Genomic DNA, 16,004 nt, shown 5'->3' with positions numbered 1-16,004 from the left:
CCGGTGATCCCTCGATCGGGTCGGCCGCGAGCCGTGCGGACGTGGAGGCGGATCCGGGTGGGTGTGCGCGTGCGGCAGGACCGCTCGTCCGGCGGCAGTGCGCCCGAGGGCTACGACAAGTACGCGTTCGAACCCTTCGCCGTGACCGTGGACCTGGCCGTCCTGACGATCCGCGCAGACGTGCTGGAGGTGCTGCTCGTCGAGCGGGGGCAGGAGCCGTACGCGGGCCACTGGGCGCTGCCCGGCGGGTTCGTGCTGCCGGCCGAGTCCGCGGAGACGGCCGCCCGGCGCGAACTCGCCGAGGAGACCGGTCTGTCGGACGTCTCGCGCCTGCACCTGGAGCAGTTGCGGACCTACAGCGACCCCGACCGCGACCCGAGGATGCGGGTCGTCTCCGTCGCGTTCGCCGCGCTGCTCCCCGACCCTCCCGAGCCGCACGGCGGCGGCGACGCGGCGCAGGCCCGGTGGCAGCCGTACCGCACACCCGGCCCGCTCGCCTTCGACCACGACCGCATCCTCGCCGACGCCCACGAACGCGTCGGCGCCAAGCTCGAGTACACCTGTCTCGCCACCTCCTTCTGCCCGCCCGAGTTCACCCTCGGCGAGTTGCAGCGGGTCTACGAGACGGTGTGGGGCACCGAGCTCGACCGGCCCAACTTCCGGCGCAAGGTCCTCGCCACGCCGGGCTTCGTCGAACCGGTTCCCGGGGCCGCTCGCCTCACCGGAGGCCGCGGCAAACCCGCCGCGCTCTACCGCGCGGGCGGCGCCACCGCCCTGCATCCGCCCCTGTTGCGTCCCCCTTCGGAAGGACGGCCCTGATGACCACCACCCCGACGCTCGCGAAGCACGCCGCCACCGGGTCCCTGCTGGGCCTCGCCCTCGGCGACGCGCTGGGATTCCCGACCGAGTTCAACGACATACCGGCGATCCTCGCCAAGTGCGGCCCCTGGCGGGAGATGGCACTGCCCAGGCCCGCGATCGTCACCGACGACACCCAGATGACACTGGCGCTGGGGCGGGGCCTGCGCACGGCCATGGACCGCGGTCTGCTCGGACCGCTGCGGATGGAACGGCCGGTGCGCGAGGAGTTCGTGGACTGGTACCTGTCGCCGGACAACAACCGCGCGCCCGGCCGCACCTGCCTGGTCGCCTGCAACCTCCTGAAGGACGAGAGCCGCCCCTGGCAGGACGCCAGCCAGATCGGCTCCAAGGGATGCGGCGCCAACATGCGGGTGGCGCCGGTGGGTCTCGTACAGGGACTGAGCGACGAACAGCGGGCGGGCGCGGCGCAGTTGCAGGCGGCGCTCACCCACGGACATCCCACCGCGCTCGCCGCCTCCGACCTCACCGCCCACGCCGTCCGGCTCCTCGTACAGGGTGCCGAGCCCGCGGAACTGGTCGGGCTGCTGCGCGCGTACGCCGAGGAGAACCGCGGCCAGTACCACTCCCGTTGGCTCGGCGACCTGTGGACCCGCAGCCAGGACCCCACGCCGGAGCACTTCATCCAGCGCGGCTGGGACGAGTGCCTGGGCGCGCTGGACCGGCTCAGGGACGCCCTGCGCGCCCCCTCTCCCGAGACCGACCCCTGCCTCGCCACCGGAGCGGGCTGGATCGCCGAGGAGGCGCTCACCACCGGCCTGCTCTGCTTCCTGCTCTTCGTCGACGAGCCCGTCACCGCGCTGCGCCGGGCGGCCTGCACCTCCGGCGACTCCGACTCCATCGCCTGCCTGACGGGCGCGTTCGCGGGTGCCCACCACGGCTCGGACGTCTGGCCGACCGAGTGGGCCGACCGCATCGAATACCAGAGCGACCTCATGTCGCTGGGGGCGCTCTGGGATGCTTGACCGATGATCGACGACGTCCTGGACATCGACCTCTCGGGGGTGGTGGCCGAGCAGCCCGACCCGGTGCTGTTCGCCACCATCTCCGGGGCACACCTGTACGGCTTCCCCTCGCGCGACTCCGACGTCGACCTGCGGGGCGTTCACCTGCTGCCGACGGCCGAGCTGGTCGGGCTGCGCGAACCGGAGGAGACCCGGTCGCGGATGTGGGACCGGGACGGTGTCGAGATGGACCTCGTCACCCACGACCTGCGCAAGTTCGTACGCCTGATGCTGCGGCGCAACGGCTACGTGCTGGAGCAGCTGCTCTCGCCCCTGGTCGTGCACACCGGTGAGGCCCACCGCGAGCTGGTCTCGCTCGCGCCGGGGACTCTCACCCGTCATCACGCCCACCACTACCGGGGGTTCGCCACGACGCAGTGGCGGCTCTTCGGGAAGACCGGTGAACTCAAGCCGCTGCTCTACACGTTCCGGGTGCTGCTCACCGGCATCCACCTGATGCGCAGCGGCGAGGTGCAGGCCGATCTGCGCGCGCTCGTCGAGGAGGCGGGCGCTCCCTCGTACCTGCCGGATCTGATGGCGGCGAAGACGGAGCGGGAGCACGGGGCCGCGGACGTCGACCACGCGTGGGTGGCGGACGACGTGGCGCGGCTGCACGCCCTGCTGGACGCGGCCCAGCAGGCCTCAGCGCTGCCGGACGCCCCGTCCGTGCACGACGCCCTGCACGCGCTCGTCGTCCGGGTGCGTCTGGCGGACGCCGGGGTCGGCGCGACGGGCTGAGGCGCGGCGCGCACCGACCAGGAAGTCCTCGACGCGGGCGTGGTCCGGCTCGGCCGGCAGCGGACTGCGCGCGTCGGCCTCGTCGGTCTCCGCGGCCAGGCGGCTCATCCACGCCTCCACCCGGCTCCACGGGACCTCGCCCCGCTTGACGGCGAGCAGCGGTTCGCGCTGCTCGCCGACGTCGAGGGTCAGGGCGCCGGTGCGCAGCAGGTCGCGGGAGGACATGAGGAGGCGGAGCAGGTGCATCGCGTGCTTCCAGCGTGGGGCGCCGTACCGGCGGACGTCGGCTTCCAGCTTCTTGCGCTGGCCCTGCGCGTAGCGGGCGAACGTCTCGTGGACCCGGCGGGAGAGGAAGGCCTCGCGCAGGGCGAGCAGCGCGCGGCCCGTGTCGTCGGCGTACTCGACGAGGGGGGAGTGGAGGCACTCCAGGATGTTCGGATTGGCGCGCAGCGCGAGGACGCAGAACCGCTCCAGCTCCCAGCTGAACTGCTCCTCGGCCGGGCCCTCGACGTGTGTCGGCGGCTTCTCGAAGCGCCAGAACAGGGGGGCCGGGGCGAGGAACACGCCCCGGCGGTCCGTGTCGCTGTCGTCGGTGGCCAGGCCGAAGGCGCGCGACCCCATCACGCAGGAGTAGATCGTGTGGTCGCGCACCAGGGCCTCGGATCGCATGTCCGGGAGCCTACGGGGTGGTTCAGGCCAGGCGAATCGAGTTTCCCTCCACGGTGATCCGCTCGGCGGGCAGGGGCCTCGGAGCGGGGCCCGCCACCACCGAGGCGTCGGTGATGCGGTACTTGCTGCCGTGGCAGGGGCAGTCGATCGTGCCGTTGGCGACGGTGCTCACGGTGCAGCCCTGATGGGTGCAGACCGCCGAGAAGGCCTTGAACTCGTCCTTCGTGGGCTGGGTGACCACGATCTTGCGGTCCTTGAAGATCTTGCCCCCGCCGACCGGGATGTCGCTCTTGGTGGCGAGCTCGGCGCCGCCGGCCGCGCCGGACGCGGGCGGTGAGGCGGGCGCCTGCGAACTGCCCCCGCTGTCCCCGTATTTGCTGCACCCCACGAGCAGGGCGGCGGCCGCGCCCGTGCCGAGAACGGTGCGCCGCGCCGGGGGGTTGGTCATGTCGTCACTCCGAACGTACGGAAGAACCAGAGAGCCGACGTCAGCCAGATGGAGGTGAGGACCACGAAGACGAGTCCTCCGGCCACGGGCAGCAGCCAGCCGGGCAGTCGCTCCGAGCGGAGCAGGAGCATTTTGGCACTGAATGCCCCGAAGAAGAAGCATCCCAGGAGCGAGTGCCACAGCACGCGCGGCTCGTACGTCTGGAAACCCAGCGCGTAGAGACAGTGCACCGCGACGGGGACCGCGACCAGGAAAGCGACCCGCCCGGACCAGCGGTGCAGGGCCGCTGCCCAGCTCGGCCCCGGCAGTCTCCCGTACACCATGAACGCCGAGACCAACTGGACGAGCGCGAAGGCGAACGCCGTGCTGGCCAGCCACGACTTCACCGCGCTCGTACTGCTGAACCCCGCGAGATTGAAGGCGGTCCCGGTCGGGTCGTGCGTCCTGCCGTACGCGCCGAGGCCGACCGCGACGGCCGCGGCCACCAGGGCCGGGACGAGATATCGGGCCGGATGCGGGCGGCGGTGGGCGGGCGGGTCGGCGGGGTAGCCCTGCGTGGCGGCGTTCGGATCCGCGGTCATATCGGCTCCCTGGTCGGGAATGGGCCGGGAAAGGGCCGGGGAAGGGTTCCTGGTCGGGAAGGGCCGGGGAAAGGGCGTCGAGCGGGTAGGGGCGAGCGGGTCACGGAGTGACGGGGCGTGCGGTGAGCTTCTGCCCGTCGACCGTGACGGCGCCGGTCTCCGGGTCGATCACGGGTGCCGCGGACGGTTCGCCGTCGCGGTCGAGGACGCCGACCTGCCTGCCGCCGGGCAGCACGATCCAGCCGCCGTCCAGCTCGGCGCCGCGCACCGTGGCCGTCGCGCGGTAGAGCCCGGACGGCTTGACCGCCTTGTCGGCGGTGAAGGCGTAGTGCCGGCCGCCGAATTCGACGGTGCCGCGGATCCGCCTGCCGTCCCGCAGCGTGCCGTCGAGTCCCGCGCCGTTCTTTCCGGTGAGCCGCAGGGTGCCGTCGTCCCTGACGTCGCCCTTGAGCCATGACTCCTTGTCATGGCCGTCGCAGAAGTAGGCGATCGCGCGGCCGTCGCGCAGCGAGACGGCGACGGCCGAGGAGTCGTCGTCGGTGCGGCCCGCGTAGTCGGCGTTCGGAACGGGGCTCGCGGACGGCGACGCGGACGGTGACGGGCTCGGCGGTGACGTGGACTTCCCGGGTGTCGCGCTCGCCGGCGGCGCGGTGCCCGGCGTCCGCGGGCGGGACGACGACGCGTTCCTCACCCCCGTCGTCGCGTTGAGCGACAGCATGAACACGGCGAGAAGCAGTCCGGCGAGCAGAGTGAGCAAGGGTCCTGGGCGCTTCATGCGGGCCTCCCCCGAGGCGGTCTTCTGCCATCAGAGCGGACCGGCGCCCCGGCGTCCAGAGGCGCACGGGGTGCATTCTCACTACAAGTGGCGGAATGGGGTGATTCAAGTGACATTGGCTAGGTCTCGGGCCGGGGGTGACCCACCCCGGCCCCACTCTTCGAAAGGCGTCGCCCCATGGCGGACAACGATCTCGGCAGCCTGCTCGGCGGTCTCCTCGGCGGCGGGCAGGGCGGTGCCTCCGGCGGGGGCGACATCCTGGGCTCGCTCCTCCGGTCCCTGACCAACGGCCAGGGCGGCGGCGGCAACCCGCTGGGCGGGCTGATGGACATGCTCACGAAGTCGGGGCTGGCGGACCAGGCGCAGTCGTGGATCGGCACCGGCGAGAACAAGCCCGTCTCCGCCGAACAGGTCGCGCAGGCACTGCCCGCCGACACCCTCCAGGAGGTCGCCGCCCAGACCGGGGTCAGCTCGGAGAAGGCCGCGGACCAGATCGCCCGGCACCTGCCGCAGGCGGTCGACAAACTGACCCCGGGCGGCGAGCTGCCGCGGTCCGGCGCCTCCCTGGAGGACCTCATCAGACAGCAGTCGCTCTGACCGTGGCAGGTGGCCGGAGCGCGGTGCCCGTCTCGTCAGGCGGGCGCCGCGCACCGGCGCGCCCGCGGGCTGACTACGCTGGTGTGGCAGACGTGTACGCAGATCAGCGAGGAGCATTGCCGTGGCGGTACGAGCGGTCCGGGGCGCCGTCCAACTGGAGCGGGACGAGGCCGGTCACATGGAGGAGCGGGTCGGCGAGCTGCTCACCGCCGTCCTGGAGCGGAACGGTCTCACCACGGACGACCTGATCAGCGTCTGGTTCACCGCGACGCCCGATCTGCACAGCGACTTCCCGGCGGCCGCGGCCCGCAAGCTGGGCATCGTCGACGTACCGCTGATCTGCGCGCAGGAGCTGGACATCGAGGGCGCGATGCCCCGCGTCGTACGGATCCTCGCGCACATCGAGTCCGACCGGCCCCGTGCCGACATCGCGCACGTCTACCTGGGCGCCGCGGGCGCCCTGCGCAAGGACATCGCCCAGTGAGAACCGCACTCGTCATCGGAACCGGCCTGATCGGCACCTCGGCGGCGCTCGCGCTCGCCCAGCGGGGCGTCGTCGTCCACCTCACCGACCACGACCCGGAGCAGGCCCGCACGGCGGCCGCGCTCGGCGCCGGCACCGAGGAGCCGCCCACCGGGCCCGTGGACCTCGCGATCATCGCGGCCCCGCCCGCGCACGTGGCGGCGACCCTCGCGGACGCCATGCGGCGCGGGGCCGCGCGCGGCTATCTCGACGTGGCGAGCGTCAAGGGCGGCCCGCGCCGTGAACTGGAGGCCCTCGGCCTCGACCTCTCCGCGTACATCGGCTCGCACCCCATGTCGGGGCGCGAGAAGTCGGGCCCGCTGGCCGCGACGGGTGACCTCTTCGAGGGCCGCCCCTGGGTCCTGACGCCCACCCGGGACACGGACACCGAGGTCCTGAACCTCGCGCTGGAACTGGTCTCGCACTGCCGCGCGCTCCCCGTCGTCATGGACGCCGACGCCCACGACCGGGCGGTCGCGCTCGTCTCGCACATGCCGCACCTGGTGTCCAGCATGGTCGCCGCGCGTCTGCAGCACGCGGAGGAGGCGGCGGTACGGCTCTGCGGGCAGGGCATCCGCGACGTGACCAGGATCGCGGCCTCGGACCCCCGGATGTGGATCGACATCCTCTCCGCGAACCCGGGACCGGTCGCCGACCTCCTCGCGGACGTCTCCGCCGACCTCGACGAGACGGTCCTGGCGCTGCGTGCCCTCCAGTCCTCCGACGAGGCCAAGCGCCGCGAGGGCGCCGGCGGCATCGAGGAGATGCTGCGGCGCGGCAACGCGGGCCAGGTACGGGTCCCCGGCAAGCACGGCGCCGCTCCGTTGACGTACGAGACGGTCGCCGTCCTCATCGACGACCAGCCGGGCCAGCTGGCCCGCATCTTCGCCGACGCCGGGGCGGCCGGCGTCAACGTCGAGGACGTACGGATCGAGCACGCGACGGGCCGGCAGGCCGGTCTGGTCCAGCTGATGGTCGAGCCGAAGGCCGTGCCCGTGCTGAGTGCGGCGCTGCGGGACCGGGGCTGGGCGCTGCGCCAGTAGGGCGACCGGGGGTGCGGGGCCCTCGCCGCGCGGGCCGGGAAGAGCCGGTGCGGGGGAGCGGCGACAAGGCCAGTAATACGGGGCCTGGGGAACCAGTAACCTTGTGCGGGGCGCGTTCGCGTCCCGCACAGACCTCCACCCCGCACCAGGAAGGTGTCTCCACCGTGGAAAACGGCGCCGCCCGGACCGCCCCGGCAGTGATTGTCGCCATCGACGGCCCCTCCGGCACGGGCAAGTCGAGCACCTCCAAGGCGGTGGCCGCGCAGCTGGGCCTCAGCTACCTGGACACGGGCGCGCAGTACCGGGCGATCACCTGGTGGATGGTGAGCAACGGCATCGACATCACGGACCCGACGGCGATCGCCGCCGTCGCGGGCAAGCCGGAGATCGTCTCCGGCACCGACCCGTCCGCGCCGGCCATCTCGGTCGACGGGACCGACGTCGCGGGCCCGATCCGCACCCAGGAGGTCACCTCCAAGGTCAGCGCGGTCAGCGCGGTGCCCGAGGTGCGCGCCCGGATCACCGAGCTGCAGCGTTCGATCGCCGCGGGCGCGGAGGACGGCATCGTCGTCGAAGGACGGGACATCGGCACCACGGTGCTGCCCGACGCCGACCTGAAGATCTTCCTCACCGCCTCCCCGGAGGCGCGTGCCGCCCGCCGCAGCGGTGAGCTGAAGGGCGCCGACGTCCGGGCGACGCGCGAGGCCCTGCTGAAGCGGGACGCGGCCGACTCCAGCCGCAAGACCTCTCCGCTCGCCAAGGCGGACGACGCGGTCGAGGTGGACACCTCCGACCTCACGCTCCAGCAGGTCATAGAGTGCGTCGTCACCCTCGTCGAGGAGAAGCGGGCCGCCAAGTGACCCCACCCTCCGAGAGAGGCGCCGAGATCGGGCGCCGTATCGGCGTCGGACTGATGTACGGCTTGTGGAAGCCGCGCGTGCTCGGCGCCTGGAAGGTCCCCGCGACCGGCCCGGCGATCCTCGCCGTGAACCACTCGCACAACATCGACGGTCCGATGGTCATGGGCGTGGCACCCCGGCCCACACACTTCCTGATCAAGAAGGAAGCGTTCATCGGCCCTCTCGACCCCTTCCTGCTCGGTATCGGGCAGGTCAAGGTCGACCGGACGACCACCGACCGCACGGCGATCACCCAGGCCCTCGGCGTCCTGTCGGCCGGCGGGGTGCTCGGCATCTTCCCGGAGGGCACCCGGGGCGAGGGCGACTTCGCCTCGCTGCGCGCCGGGCTCGCCTATTTCGCGGTCCGCAGCGGCGCCCCGATCGTCCCGGTGGCGGTACTGGGAAGTTCCGGGAAGGGCAGCCGGCTGACCAAGGGGCTCCCCCCGCTGCGCAGCCGGGTCGACGTCGTCTTCGGAGACCCCTTCGAGGCGGGCGACGGCAGCGGGCGACGTACGCGCAAGGCGCTGGACGAGGCGACCACGCGCATCCAGAAACAGCTGAGCGCCCACCTGGACCATGCCAGGCGTCTGACCGGACGCCCGGAAACCGCCGGGCGCCCCACCGGGCACTAGGCGACACTTGAGTAGTGGATCACCCGATGTGCGGGCGGTCCACCGATCACCACGAATGAACGACGAGGTACGGACTTCATGAACGACCACATCCAGCCCGACGGCTCGGCCGGCCCCGCCGAGCACGAGCACGGGGCGCTTGGCGATGCCGAGTACGCGGACTTCATGGAGCTCGCCGCGGAAGAGGGCTTCGACATCGAGGACGTCGAGGGCGCGATCGACGAGGCGGGCCACGGCCCGCTGCCCGTCCTCGCCGTCGTCGGCCGCCCGAACGTCGGCAAGTCGACCCTGGTGAACCGGATCATCGGCCGCCGCGAGGCCGTCGTCGAGGACAAGCCCGGTGTCACCCGCGACCGCGTCACCTACGAGGCCGAGTGGGCGGGCCGCCGCTTCAAGCTCGTCGACACCGGCGGCTGGGAGCAGGACGTCCTCGGCATCGACGCGTCCGTCGCCGCGCAGGCCGAGTACGCGATCGAGGCCGCCGACGCGGTCGTCTTCGTCGTCGACGCCAAGGTCGGCGCGACCGACACCGACGAGGCGGTCGTACGGCTGCTGCGCAAGGCCGGCAAGCCCGTCGTCCTGTGCGCCAACAAGGTCGACGGCATGAGCGGCGAGGCCGACGCCTCGTACCTGTGGGCCCTCGGTCTCGGCGAGCCGCACCCGGTCTCCGCGCTGCACGGCCGCGGCACCGGCGACATGCTCGACGCCGTCCTGGAGGCGCTGCCCGAGGCCCCGGCGCAGACCTTCGGCACCGCGGTGGGCGGCCCCCGCCGCATCGCCCTCATCGGCCGCCCGAACGTCGGCAAGTCCTCCCTGCTGAACAAGGTGGCGGGCGAGGACCGCGTGGTCGTCAACGAGGTCGCGGGCACCACCCGTGACCCGGTCGACGAGCTCATCGAACTCGGCGGCATCACCTGGAAGTTCGTCGACACGGCGGGCATCCGCAAGCGCGTCCACCTCCAGCAGGGCGCGGACTACTACGCCTCGCTGCGCACCGCCGCCGCCGTCGAGAAGGCCGAGGTCGCGGTCATCCTGATCGACGCGTCCGAGACCATCTCCGTGCAGGACCAGCGGATCGTCACCATGGCGGTCGACGCGGGCCGCGCGATCGTCCTCGCCTTCAACAAGTGGGACACCCTCGACGAGGAGCGCCGCTACTACCTGGAGCGGGAGATCGAGACCGAGCTCGCCCAGGTGGCCTGGGCGCCCCGGGTGAACGTCTCGGCCCGTACCGGCCGGCACATGGAGAAGCTCGTCCCGGCGATCGAGACGGCCCTGGACGGCTGGGAGACCCGTGTCCCGACCGGCCGCCTGAACGCCTTCCTGGGCGAGCTGGTCGCCGCCCACCCGCACCCGGTCCGCGGCGGCAAGCAGCCCCGCATCCTGTTCGGCACGCAGGCGGGCACCAAGCCGCCGCGGTTCGTGCTCTTCGCCTCCGGCTTCATCGAGCACGGCTACCGGCGCTTCATCGAGCGCCGGCTGCGCGAGGAGTTCAGCTTCGAGGGCACGCCGATCCACATCTCGGTCCGGGTGCGCGAGAAGCGCGGCGTCAACAAGAAGAAGTAGTCGCGAGAGCGGCGGCAACGGGTGAGGGGCGGCTCCCATGGGAGCCGCCCCTCACCCGTTCGACCGATCGTTTCCGCTCAGAGCCCCCGGCGTGGCGCGGGCGGCAGGGCGGCCGGGACGTGGTGCATGCCCGTGCCCTGCTGCCGCCCGCCCGGCTGCCAGACGGCCGTCGCCGTCGTGGTGTGCCCCGGCGTCACACCGCCGTGGCGCGCGGAGTAGGCCCCCGCGCTGTAGGAGCTGAACGACGAGGTGTACGAGGACGATCCGTACCCGCCCGTGCCGTGCGCCAGATTCCCGAAAGCCGTGAAGCCGAGCTCCTCCTCGCCGTGCCGGTCGCCGGGCAGCGCCCTGAAGCATCTGGCCCACTCGGCGTAGAGCGCGTCGTAGATCGGCGTGGCCGAGGGGTCGCCCTGGTGATCCTGGGCCGGTCGCGCGGGCGGGACCGGCTGGAGGGACTGGCGGCGGCGGGGGGCGTCGTAGGTGTGCACGTATGTGCCAACGACCCCATCGCCCAACGGATGCGGCCGCCGCGTCGCTTTCGCAGGTCAGCGGGGACCCGGATCCGGCGTCCGGGGGACGCTCGACGCCCTCGGGGGTGCGGACGACCGTGCGCTCGGTCAGGGACGGCCGGGGTCGGCCGGGTGACCGGAGCGGTCGGCACGAGCGCGGTGGCCCGCGCCCCCGGGGAGAGCGCTCACGTACCGGCGAGCGGCATCGCCGCGGCCACCAGCTTTCCGTTGGCCGCGGCCTTGTCCAGCGCGTCGCGCAGCAGGTCCTCACGGGGCTGCCGGCCGATCGAGCCGACCGGAGCGGCGAACAGCAGCACCTGCTGGTGCTTGTTGGCGGCCGCCCGCCAGCTCTCGGCGACCTGGAGCGCCTGGTGCGCCTGCCACCAGGCGACGGGCGAGCCGCCGCCGGTCCCCGGCTGGAGCACGGCGTGCAGCTGGCCCATGGCGAGCAGGACCGACCAGCCGTGCAGCACGGGCGGCACCGAGTGCAGCTGGGTCACCGGCATGAAGCCCTGCTCGATCAGGAGCGGCAGGAAGTCGTCGCCGATGTCCGTCGAACCGGGGCGCACGATGGGGCCGGTCGGTTCGACGACGAGCGCCGGGTGCAACTCGCCGCCCAGCAGGACGAGTCCGCTGGTGACGCCGAGCACGGCCTGCTCCGGGGCGGACTGGCCGGGCGCGCCGTCGGGGTTGATCGAGCGGACGGCGCCCTGCAGTTGCTCCTCGGTGACCTGTACGACCTGTGAGGGCAGGCAGGTGGCGTGGGCGAAGGCGAGGACGGCGGTCTCGTCGCCGATGAACAGGACGGTGCTGGTGCGCTCCTGTTCCGAGTCGCCCGGTGTGCGGCAGGACGTGCAGTCGTAACTGCCCGGGGCGTTCTCTCCGGCGAGCAGCCGGTCGGCTTCTTCGTCGCCGATCTCGGCGCGTACGTCGTCGCTGACGTCGAGCATGCGCGGCACGGGTGGCTCCTCGGGATGCGGTGCGTGGCGATGCCGGGTGGCTCCCGGCCCATGACGCCGGGGGCCCCGGCTCATGAAGATGACAACGGACGATCTGTGGCCGGAGTCACGCCCGGAAGCGAACGGAATCGAACCATCCGACGCGCAGGGTGAACTCGGGTGCGGAATCCGTCACTCCCAGCCAACTTGGCTGAGCCCCATGGAAGTTGATCCGGTGAGGTGGGTCACAGAGCGGGAGGAGGGCTGGTCGACATATCCGGAAATCAGGCAATGAAATGGGTGGCTGAAAGTCGCCGATACCCGCGGTAACCATGAACTGGCCTCGAATGACAAGGAGTTGGTTGATATCGGGGCGACCAGCTCCCTAGATTCCACCTCCGAGTGCAACGAGCACCACTCGGGCACGTCCGCCGGCAGCACCGCACAGTCAGCACAGTCAGCTTCGAGCACCACCGCCGGCGGACGGGGAGGAGTGCGACGACCGCGTCCTACGCGCAGGCAGTCGCACCCCGCCTTGGGGGACCCCGGGTGTTTCGAGAGGGAAATACATGTCCGCATGTGCCGACAACACTCGTAAGGCCCGTACGACGACTCGTACGACGGCGGTCCTCGCCGGGGCGGCTCTGCTCGCCCCGCTCGGACTGCTCGCGGCGACCGGCAACGCCGCCGCGGCCGACAACGGAGTGTGGGACCGCATCGCCAAGTGCGAGAGCGGCGGGAACTGGCACATCAACACCGGCAACGGCTACTACGGAGGACTCCAGTTCTCCGCCGGCACCTGGCGCGCGTACGGCGGCACGGCCTACGGGTCGACCGCCGACAAGGCCTCCAAGGGTGCCCAGATCGCCATTGCCGCCAAGGTCCAGAACGCACAGGGATGGGGCGCCTGGCCCACCTGTTCGGCCCGGGCCGGAGCCTACGGAAGCGCGCCCGCGTCCTCGGGTGCCGGGTCGGGAGGGTCGGCCGCCACGAAGTCGACACCCAAGTCGGTGTCCAGGCAGGCGCCTTCGGCCCCCGCGTCCAAGGCGGCCCCGTCGAAGCGGGCGACGGCGCCCGCTCGCGCGTCGGGCCACACGAACCGCGACCTGTCGCGCGGCGGCCACGGCGACTACACGGTCCGCGGCGGCGACACCCTCAGCGGCATCGCGTCCCGGCACGCGACCACCTGGCGGGAGATCTACGCGGCCAACCGGGCGGTCATCGGCGGTGATCCCGACCTGATCGTGCCCGGGCAGCGGCTCGACCTCTGAGCACCGCCTGACCCGACCCCGGGCACAGGGTCCCGTCCGGTCGTCCGACCGGACGGGACCCCGCCGGGGCGCGGCGCGGCTCAGAGGCCGGAGGGGCCCGGACGGGGCCCGACGCCAGGCCACCCGGAAGCGGGAGGCCTGGCCGTCCTGTTCCCGGGCGCCACCGGGTCCGGGGCCACGGGAGTCCCACGCGTGGGGCTTTCGGGGGAGGGCGACATGAGCGACGGCTGCTTCTCGTGATGCCGCGGCTGTTCCACGAGCCCTGATGTGCCGGTGGGAGGCAACCAATCGGCCGGGTCCGCGGTCTCATCACCCAAGAGGTCCACGCGAGCAAGGGACGCCCCGCATGATGACGCCGGTCCCGCGGGCCGCGCGACGGCGCGCCGACGCGGACACCGCCGTGCCCCCGTGCGCCGACTGCATCGCCGACTCCGCGGGCGGGCTGACCTTCGACGTCACCGACACCGGCGAGCCGGGTGCCGCGCTCCTCGTGCTGCGCCGCCGCGGGGCTCACGAGGAGGTCAGGCTGCCGCTGACCCCCGCCGGGGACGGTCGGCTGCGTGCCGCCCTGCCCAGCAGCGTCCCCCTGCCCGAGGGCCGTTGGGACGCGTTCGCACAGGTGGCGGGCGGAGAACCGCGCCGCCTCGCCCCCGGCGTCAACGACCTGCGCTCACTCGTCGCCCGGGTCCCCAGTGGCGCGCTCGGTCACGTCGCCGTCCGCATCCCGTACGCCGCCGGGTTCCCGGCTCCGCCCGGACAGGAGAGACCCTCGCCCCGGCCCGGCCGCCTCACCGTCCGCAGCTGGCTGCGCGCCCCGCACGCGGAGGCGGTCGAACTGGGCCGCGGGGAGCGGGGCCTGGGGATACGCGGTCGTGTGTACGGTGTCGGGCTCGCACCGGACGCGTATGCCGAGGTGTGCCACCGGGACGTGCCCGGTGCCCTGGTGCGTGCCGAAGTGGCCGTGGACCAGACCGAGTTCGGCTTCACGGTGGCGTACGACGCCCTGCGGCCCGGCGTCTGGGACCTCTGGCTGCGGCCGGCGGGGGAGAGCGGGCCCCGGGTGCGCGTCGCGCGGCTGCTCGACGACATCGCCGACAAGAAGACCGTCCTCCTCCACCCCAGGACCACCGTGCGGACGCCGCACGGCCCGCTGACGGCCGGCCCCTACTACACGCGCGACAACGACCTCTCCGTGACGGTCACCCCGGCGGACTGAACTCCTCCCGCACAGGCCACCGGCTCCCGTACGCCACCAACTCCCGTCCCCGGCATCGCCCCACGGACAGTGGCTGTCCGTGACGGCTGGCAGACTCGACGCCATGCTGGAGACATCGGCACGACTGCTGCGGCTGCTCTCGCTGCTGCAGGCCCACCGCGACTGGTCGGGTGCCGACCTGGCGGACCGCCTCGGCGTGACGCCCCGCACGGTGCGCCGTGACGTGGACCGGCTGCGCGAACTGGGATACCCCGTGAACGCCAGCCCCGGAACCGGAGGCGGCTATCAGCTGGGCGCGGGCGCCGAACTGCCGCCGCTGCTCCTGGACGACGACGAGGCGGTGGCCGTCGCGGTCGGACTGCGCACGGCCGCCGGACAGGGCATCGAGGGCATCGGCGAGACGTCCGTACGGGCCCTCGCCAAGCTCGAACAGGTGCTGCCGAACCGGCTGCGCCGCAGGGTGAGCGCCCTCAACGCCTTCACCGTGCCGATGCTGCGCGGCCCGGGGCCCTCCGCGGTCGACCCGGCCGTGCTCACGGAACTCGCCAACGCCTGCCGGGACTCCGAGCGGCTGCGCTTCGAGTACCTCGACCACGGCGGCTCCCCGACCCGCCGCACCGTCGAACCGCACCGCCTGGTGTGCACCGAACACCGCTGGTACCTCGTCGCCTGGGACGTCGACCGTGACGACTGGCGTACGTTCCGGGTGGACCGCATCACGCCCAGGCCGCCGCACGGACCGCGCTGCCCACCGCGTACCCCGCCCGCGGACGACCTGGCCGCCTATGTCTCCCGGGGAGTCTCCACGGGCGCGTACGCCGCACAGGCGGTGGTGCGGCTGCTCGTTCCCCTGGCGGAGGCGGCCGGGCGGATCTCACCTTCGGCGGGGACGCTGGAGGCCGAGGGCGAGGACAGCTGCGTCCTGCGTACCGGAGCCGCGAGCCTCGACGTGATGGTGATCCACGTGATGCTCATGGGCTTCGAGTTCGAGGTGCTCGAACCGGCCGCGTTGACCGAGGCGATCGGAGCGGCGCACGGCCGACTGGCCCGGGCACTGGAGCGGACTCCCGGGGAATCGCCCCGGACGGGGGACGGCACGGGCCGAACACCGGGGACCGGAGGCGGATCAGGGATGGTGTGACGGACCGAGGATGTGCGGGGGTTCTGTGCCGGAACCGTGCATTTCCTATGCGCCACCGGCTTCCGTGACACGCGCCGGAATCGGAATGCAAAGTGCGGTTCCGGCGCTGGTGCGCGCGCTTTCCCCCTCGTTATTCGGAACGGGGTCGGGAAGGTTCCGAATTACGTTCGAAGGCGTGCGGCTCATCCACCGAACCGCTCGTTCGTGTGACGGAGTTCGGCCGAAACGCGTGTTGTGATCCTGTGACAGAAGTGTGACCGGAGGGGCACGGGTGACACAGGGTCCCCGGTTCGGACTTCCCCGGCCGGGACGGGCCGCCTAACGTGGCGGTCATGGCACCCATTCCCACCCCGCCCGCGGAACCCGAGGACAGCCCGGAGACCTATGTCGGGATGGAGGCGAGCAGCGCCGAGCGCCGCGCCCGTGAGCGGGGCTGGTCCTCGGTGCGCTCGCTTCCGCCCGGCGCGATCATCACCATGGAGTACCGCGTGGGGCGGCTGAACTTCGAGGTCGGTCACGGCCGGGTGACCCGCTGTTGGAAGGGCTGAGACCGGGTCCGTTCCGGCTCCTTCGCC

Annotated in this window: 19 protein-coding genes; 13 read left to right on the top strand and 6 right to left on the bottom strand. The window is 72.6% G+C overall.

Annotated features, from left to right (window positions below; all coding sequences use genetic code 11):
* Positions 1–57: 57 nt before the first annotated feature.
* The 3 genes from HEP85_RS09570 to HEP85_RS09560 are packed head-to-tail and all read left to right on the top strand — an operon-like array spanning position 58 to position 2,621.
* On the top strand, positions 58–819 hold the full coding sequence (locus tag HEP85_RS09570; protein WP_248001881.1) for an NUDIX domain-containing protein: 762 nt from the start codon (positions 58–60) through the stop codon (positions 817–819).
* Positions 819–1,844: an ADP-ribosylglycohydrolase family protein gene (locus HEP85_RS09565; RefSeq protein WP_168527402.1), complete on the top strand. Its 1,026-nt coding sequence runs from the start codon at positions 819–821 to the stop codon at positions 1,842–1,844. Before HEP85_RS09570 ends, HEP85_RS09565 begins: the two co-directional genes overlap by 1 nt.
* Positions 1,845–1,850: 6 nt before the next feature.
* Positions 1,851–2,621, top strand: coding sequence for a nucleotidyltransferase domain-containing protein (locus tag HEP85_RS09560; RefSeq protein WP_168533480.1), 771 nt, complete (start codon positions 1,851–1,853; stop codon positions 2,619–2,621).
* Here HEP85_RS09560 and HEP85_RS09555 read toward each other — a convergent pair.
* From HEP85_RS09555 to HEP85_RS09540, 4 genes are all read right to left on the bottom strand, one after another.
* Positions 2,526–3,290 carry a nucleotidyltransferase domain-containing protein gene (locus HEP85_RS09555; RefSeq protein WP_168527401.1) on the bottom strand — a complete coding sequence of 255 codons (765 nt, stop codon included), beginning with the start codon at positions 3,288–3,290 and terminating at the stop codon, positions 2,526–2,528. The genes HEP85_RS09560 and HEP85_RS09555 overlap by 96 nt on opposite strands.
* Before the next feature lie 22 nt (positions 3,291–3,312).
* Positions 3,313–3,738, bottom strand: a complete 426-nt coding sequence (locus HEP85_RS09550; protein ID WP_168527400.1) for a Rieske (2Fe-2S) protein — start codon at positions 3,736–3,738, stop codon at positions 3,313–3,315.
* Positions 3,735–4,319 (bottom strand): DUF6529 family protein, encoded by a 585-nt coding sequence (locus HEP85_RS09545; protein ID WP_168527399.1) that lies wholly within the window; start codon positions 4,317–4,319, stop codon positions 3,735–3,737. Before HEP85_RS09545 ends, HEP85_RS09550 begins: the two co-directional genes overlap by 4 nt.
* Positions 4,320–4,419: 100 nt before the next feature.
* Positions 4,420–5,094 carry a hypothetical protein gene (locus HEP85_RS09540; protein ID WP_168527398.1) on the bottom strand — a complete coding sequence of 225 codons (675 nt, stop codon included), beginning with the start codon at positions 5,092–5,094 and terminating at the stop codon, positions 4,420–4,422.
* Positions 5,095–5,271: 177 nt separating this feature from the next.
* Between HEP85_RS09540 and HEP85_RS09535 the strand changes: the two genes are divergently transcribed.
* The 6 genes from HEP85_RS09535 (at position 5,272) to der (ending at position 10,354) form a co-directional block, all read left to right on the top strand.
* Entirely contained in the window at positions 5,272–5,691 is a 420-nt protein-coding gene (locus HEP85_RS09535) for a YidB family protein (protein ID WP_168527397.1), read from the top strand.
* A 121-nt stretch (positions 5,692–5,812) separates the two neighbouring features.
* Positions 5,813–6,175, top strand: coding sequence for a chorismate mutase (gene aroH, locus HEP85_RS09530; RefSeq protein WP_168527396.1), 363 nt, complete (start codon positions 5,813–5,815; stop codon positions 6,173–6,175).
* Positions 6,172–7,257 (top strand): prephenate dehydrogenase, encoded by a 1,086-nt coding sequence (locus tag HEP85_RS09525; protein WP_168527395.1) that lies wholly within the window; start codon positions 6,172–6,174, stop codon positions 7,255–7,257. Before aroH ends, HEP85_RS09525 begins: the two co-directional genes overlap by 4 nt.
* 164 nt (positions 7,258–7,421) lie before the next feature.
* Entirely contained in the window at positions 7,422–8,117 is a 696-nt protein-coding gene (gene cmk, locus HEP85_RS09520) for a (d)CMP kinase (RefSeq protein WP_168527394.1), read from the top strand.
* Positions 8,075–8,788 carry a 1-acyl-sn-glycerol-3-phosphate acyltransferase gene (locus tag HEP85_RS09515; protein WP_168527393.1) on the top strand — a complete coding sequence of 238 codons (714 nt, stop codon included), beginning with the start codon at positions 8,075–8,077 and terminating at the stop codon, positions 8,786–8,788. Before cmk ends, HEP85_RS09515 begins: the two co-directional genes overlap by 43 nt.
* Before the next feature lie 78 nt (positions 8,789–8,866).
* On the top strand, positions 8,867–10,354 hold the full coding sequence (gene der, locus HEP85_RS09510; protein ID WP_168527392.1) for a ribosome biogenesis GTPase Der: 1,488 nt from the start codon (positions 8,867–8,869) through the stop codon (positions 10,352–10,354).
* 77 nt (positions 10,355–10,431) lie between these two features.
* On the opposite strand, the gene HEP85_RS09505 is transcribed toward der, so the two are convergent.
* Positions 10,432–10,842: a hypothetical protein gene (locus HEP85_RS09505; RefSeq protein WP_168527391.1), complete on the bottom strand. Its 411-nt coding sequence runs from the start codon at positions 10,840–10,842 to the stop codon at positions 10,432–10,434.
* Positions 10,843–11,048: 206 nt separating this feature from the next.
* Positions 11,049–11,822, bottom strand: a complete 774-nt coding sequence (locus HEP85_RS09500) for a hypothetical protein (RefSeq protein ID WP_329286767.1) — start codon at positions 11,820–11,822, stop codon at positions 11,049–11,051.
* 548 nt (positions 11,823–12,370) lie between these two features.
* Between HEP85_RS09500 and HEP85_RS09495 the strand changes: the two genes are divergently transcribed.
* The 4 genes from HEP85_RS09495 to HEP85_RS09480 all read left to right on the top strand — a co-directional run bounded on the left by HEP85_RS09495 (position 12,371) and on the right by HEP85_RS09480 (position 15,977).
* Complete coding sequence (locus HEP85_RS09495) at positions 12,371–13,072, top strand: transglycosylase family protein (protein WP_168527390.1); 702 nt, start codon at positions 12,371–12,373, stop codon at positions 13,070–13,072.
* 349 nt (positions 13,073–13,421) lie between these two features.
* Positions 13,422–14,288, top strand: coding sequence for a hypothetical protein (locus HEP85_RS09490; RefSeq protein WP_329294765.1), 867 nt, complete (start codon positions 13,422–13,424; stop codon positions 14,286–14,288).
* A 103-nt stretch (positions 14,289–14,391) separates the two neighbouring features.
* Positions 14,392–15,429, top strand: coding sequence for a YafY family protein (locus HEP85_RS09485; protein ID WP_168533478.1), 1,038 nt, complete (start codon positions 14,392–14,394; stop codon positions 15,427–15,429).
* Positions 15,430–15,761: 332 nt separating this feature from the next.
* Positions 15,762–15,977 (top strand): I78 family peptidase inhibitor, encoded by a 216-nt coding sequence (locus HEP85_RS09480; RefSeq protein WP_168527389.1) that lies wholly within the window; start codon positions 15,762–15,764, stop codon positions 15,975–15,977.
* Positions 15,978–16,004: the final 27 nt, after the last annotated feature.

This window comes from Streptomyces sp. RPA4-2 (assembly GCF_012273515.2).
Classification (GTDB): Bacteria; Actinomycetota; Actinomycetes; order Streptomycetales; family Streptomycetaceae; genus Streptomyces; species Streptomyces kaempferi.
This window is presented reverse-complemented; position numbering and strand designations above follow the sequence as displayed.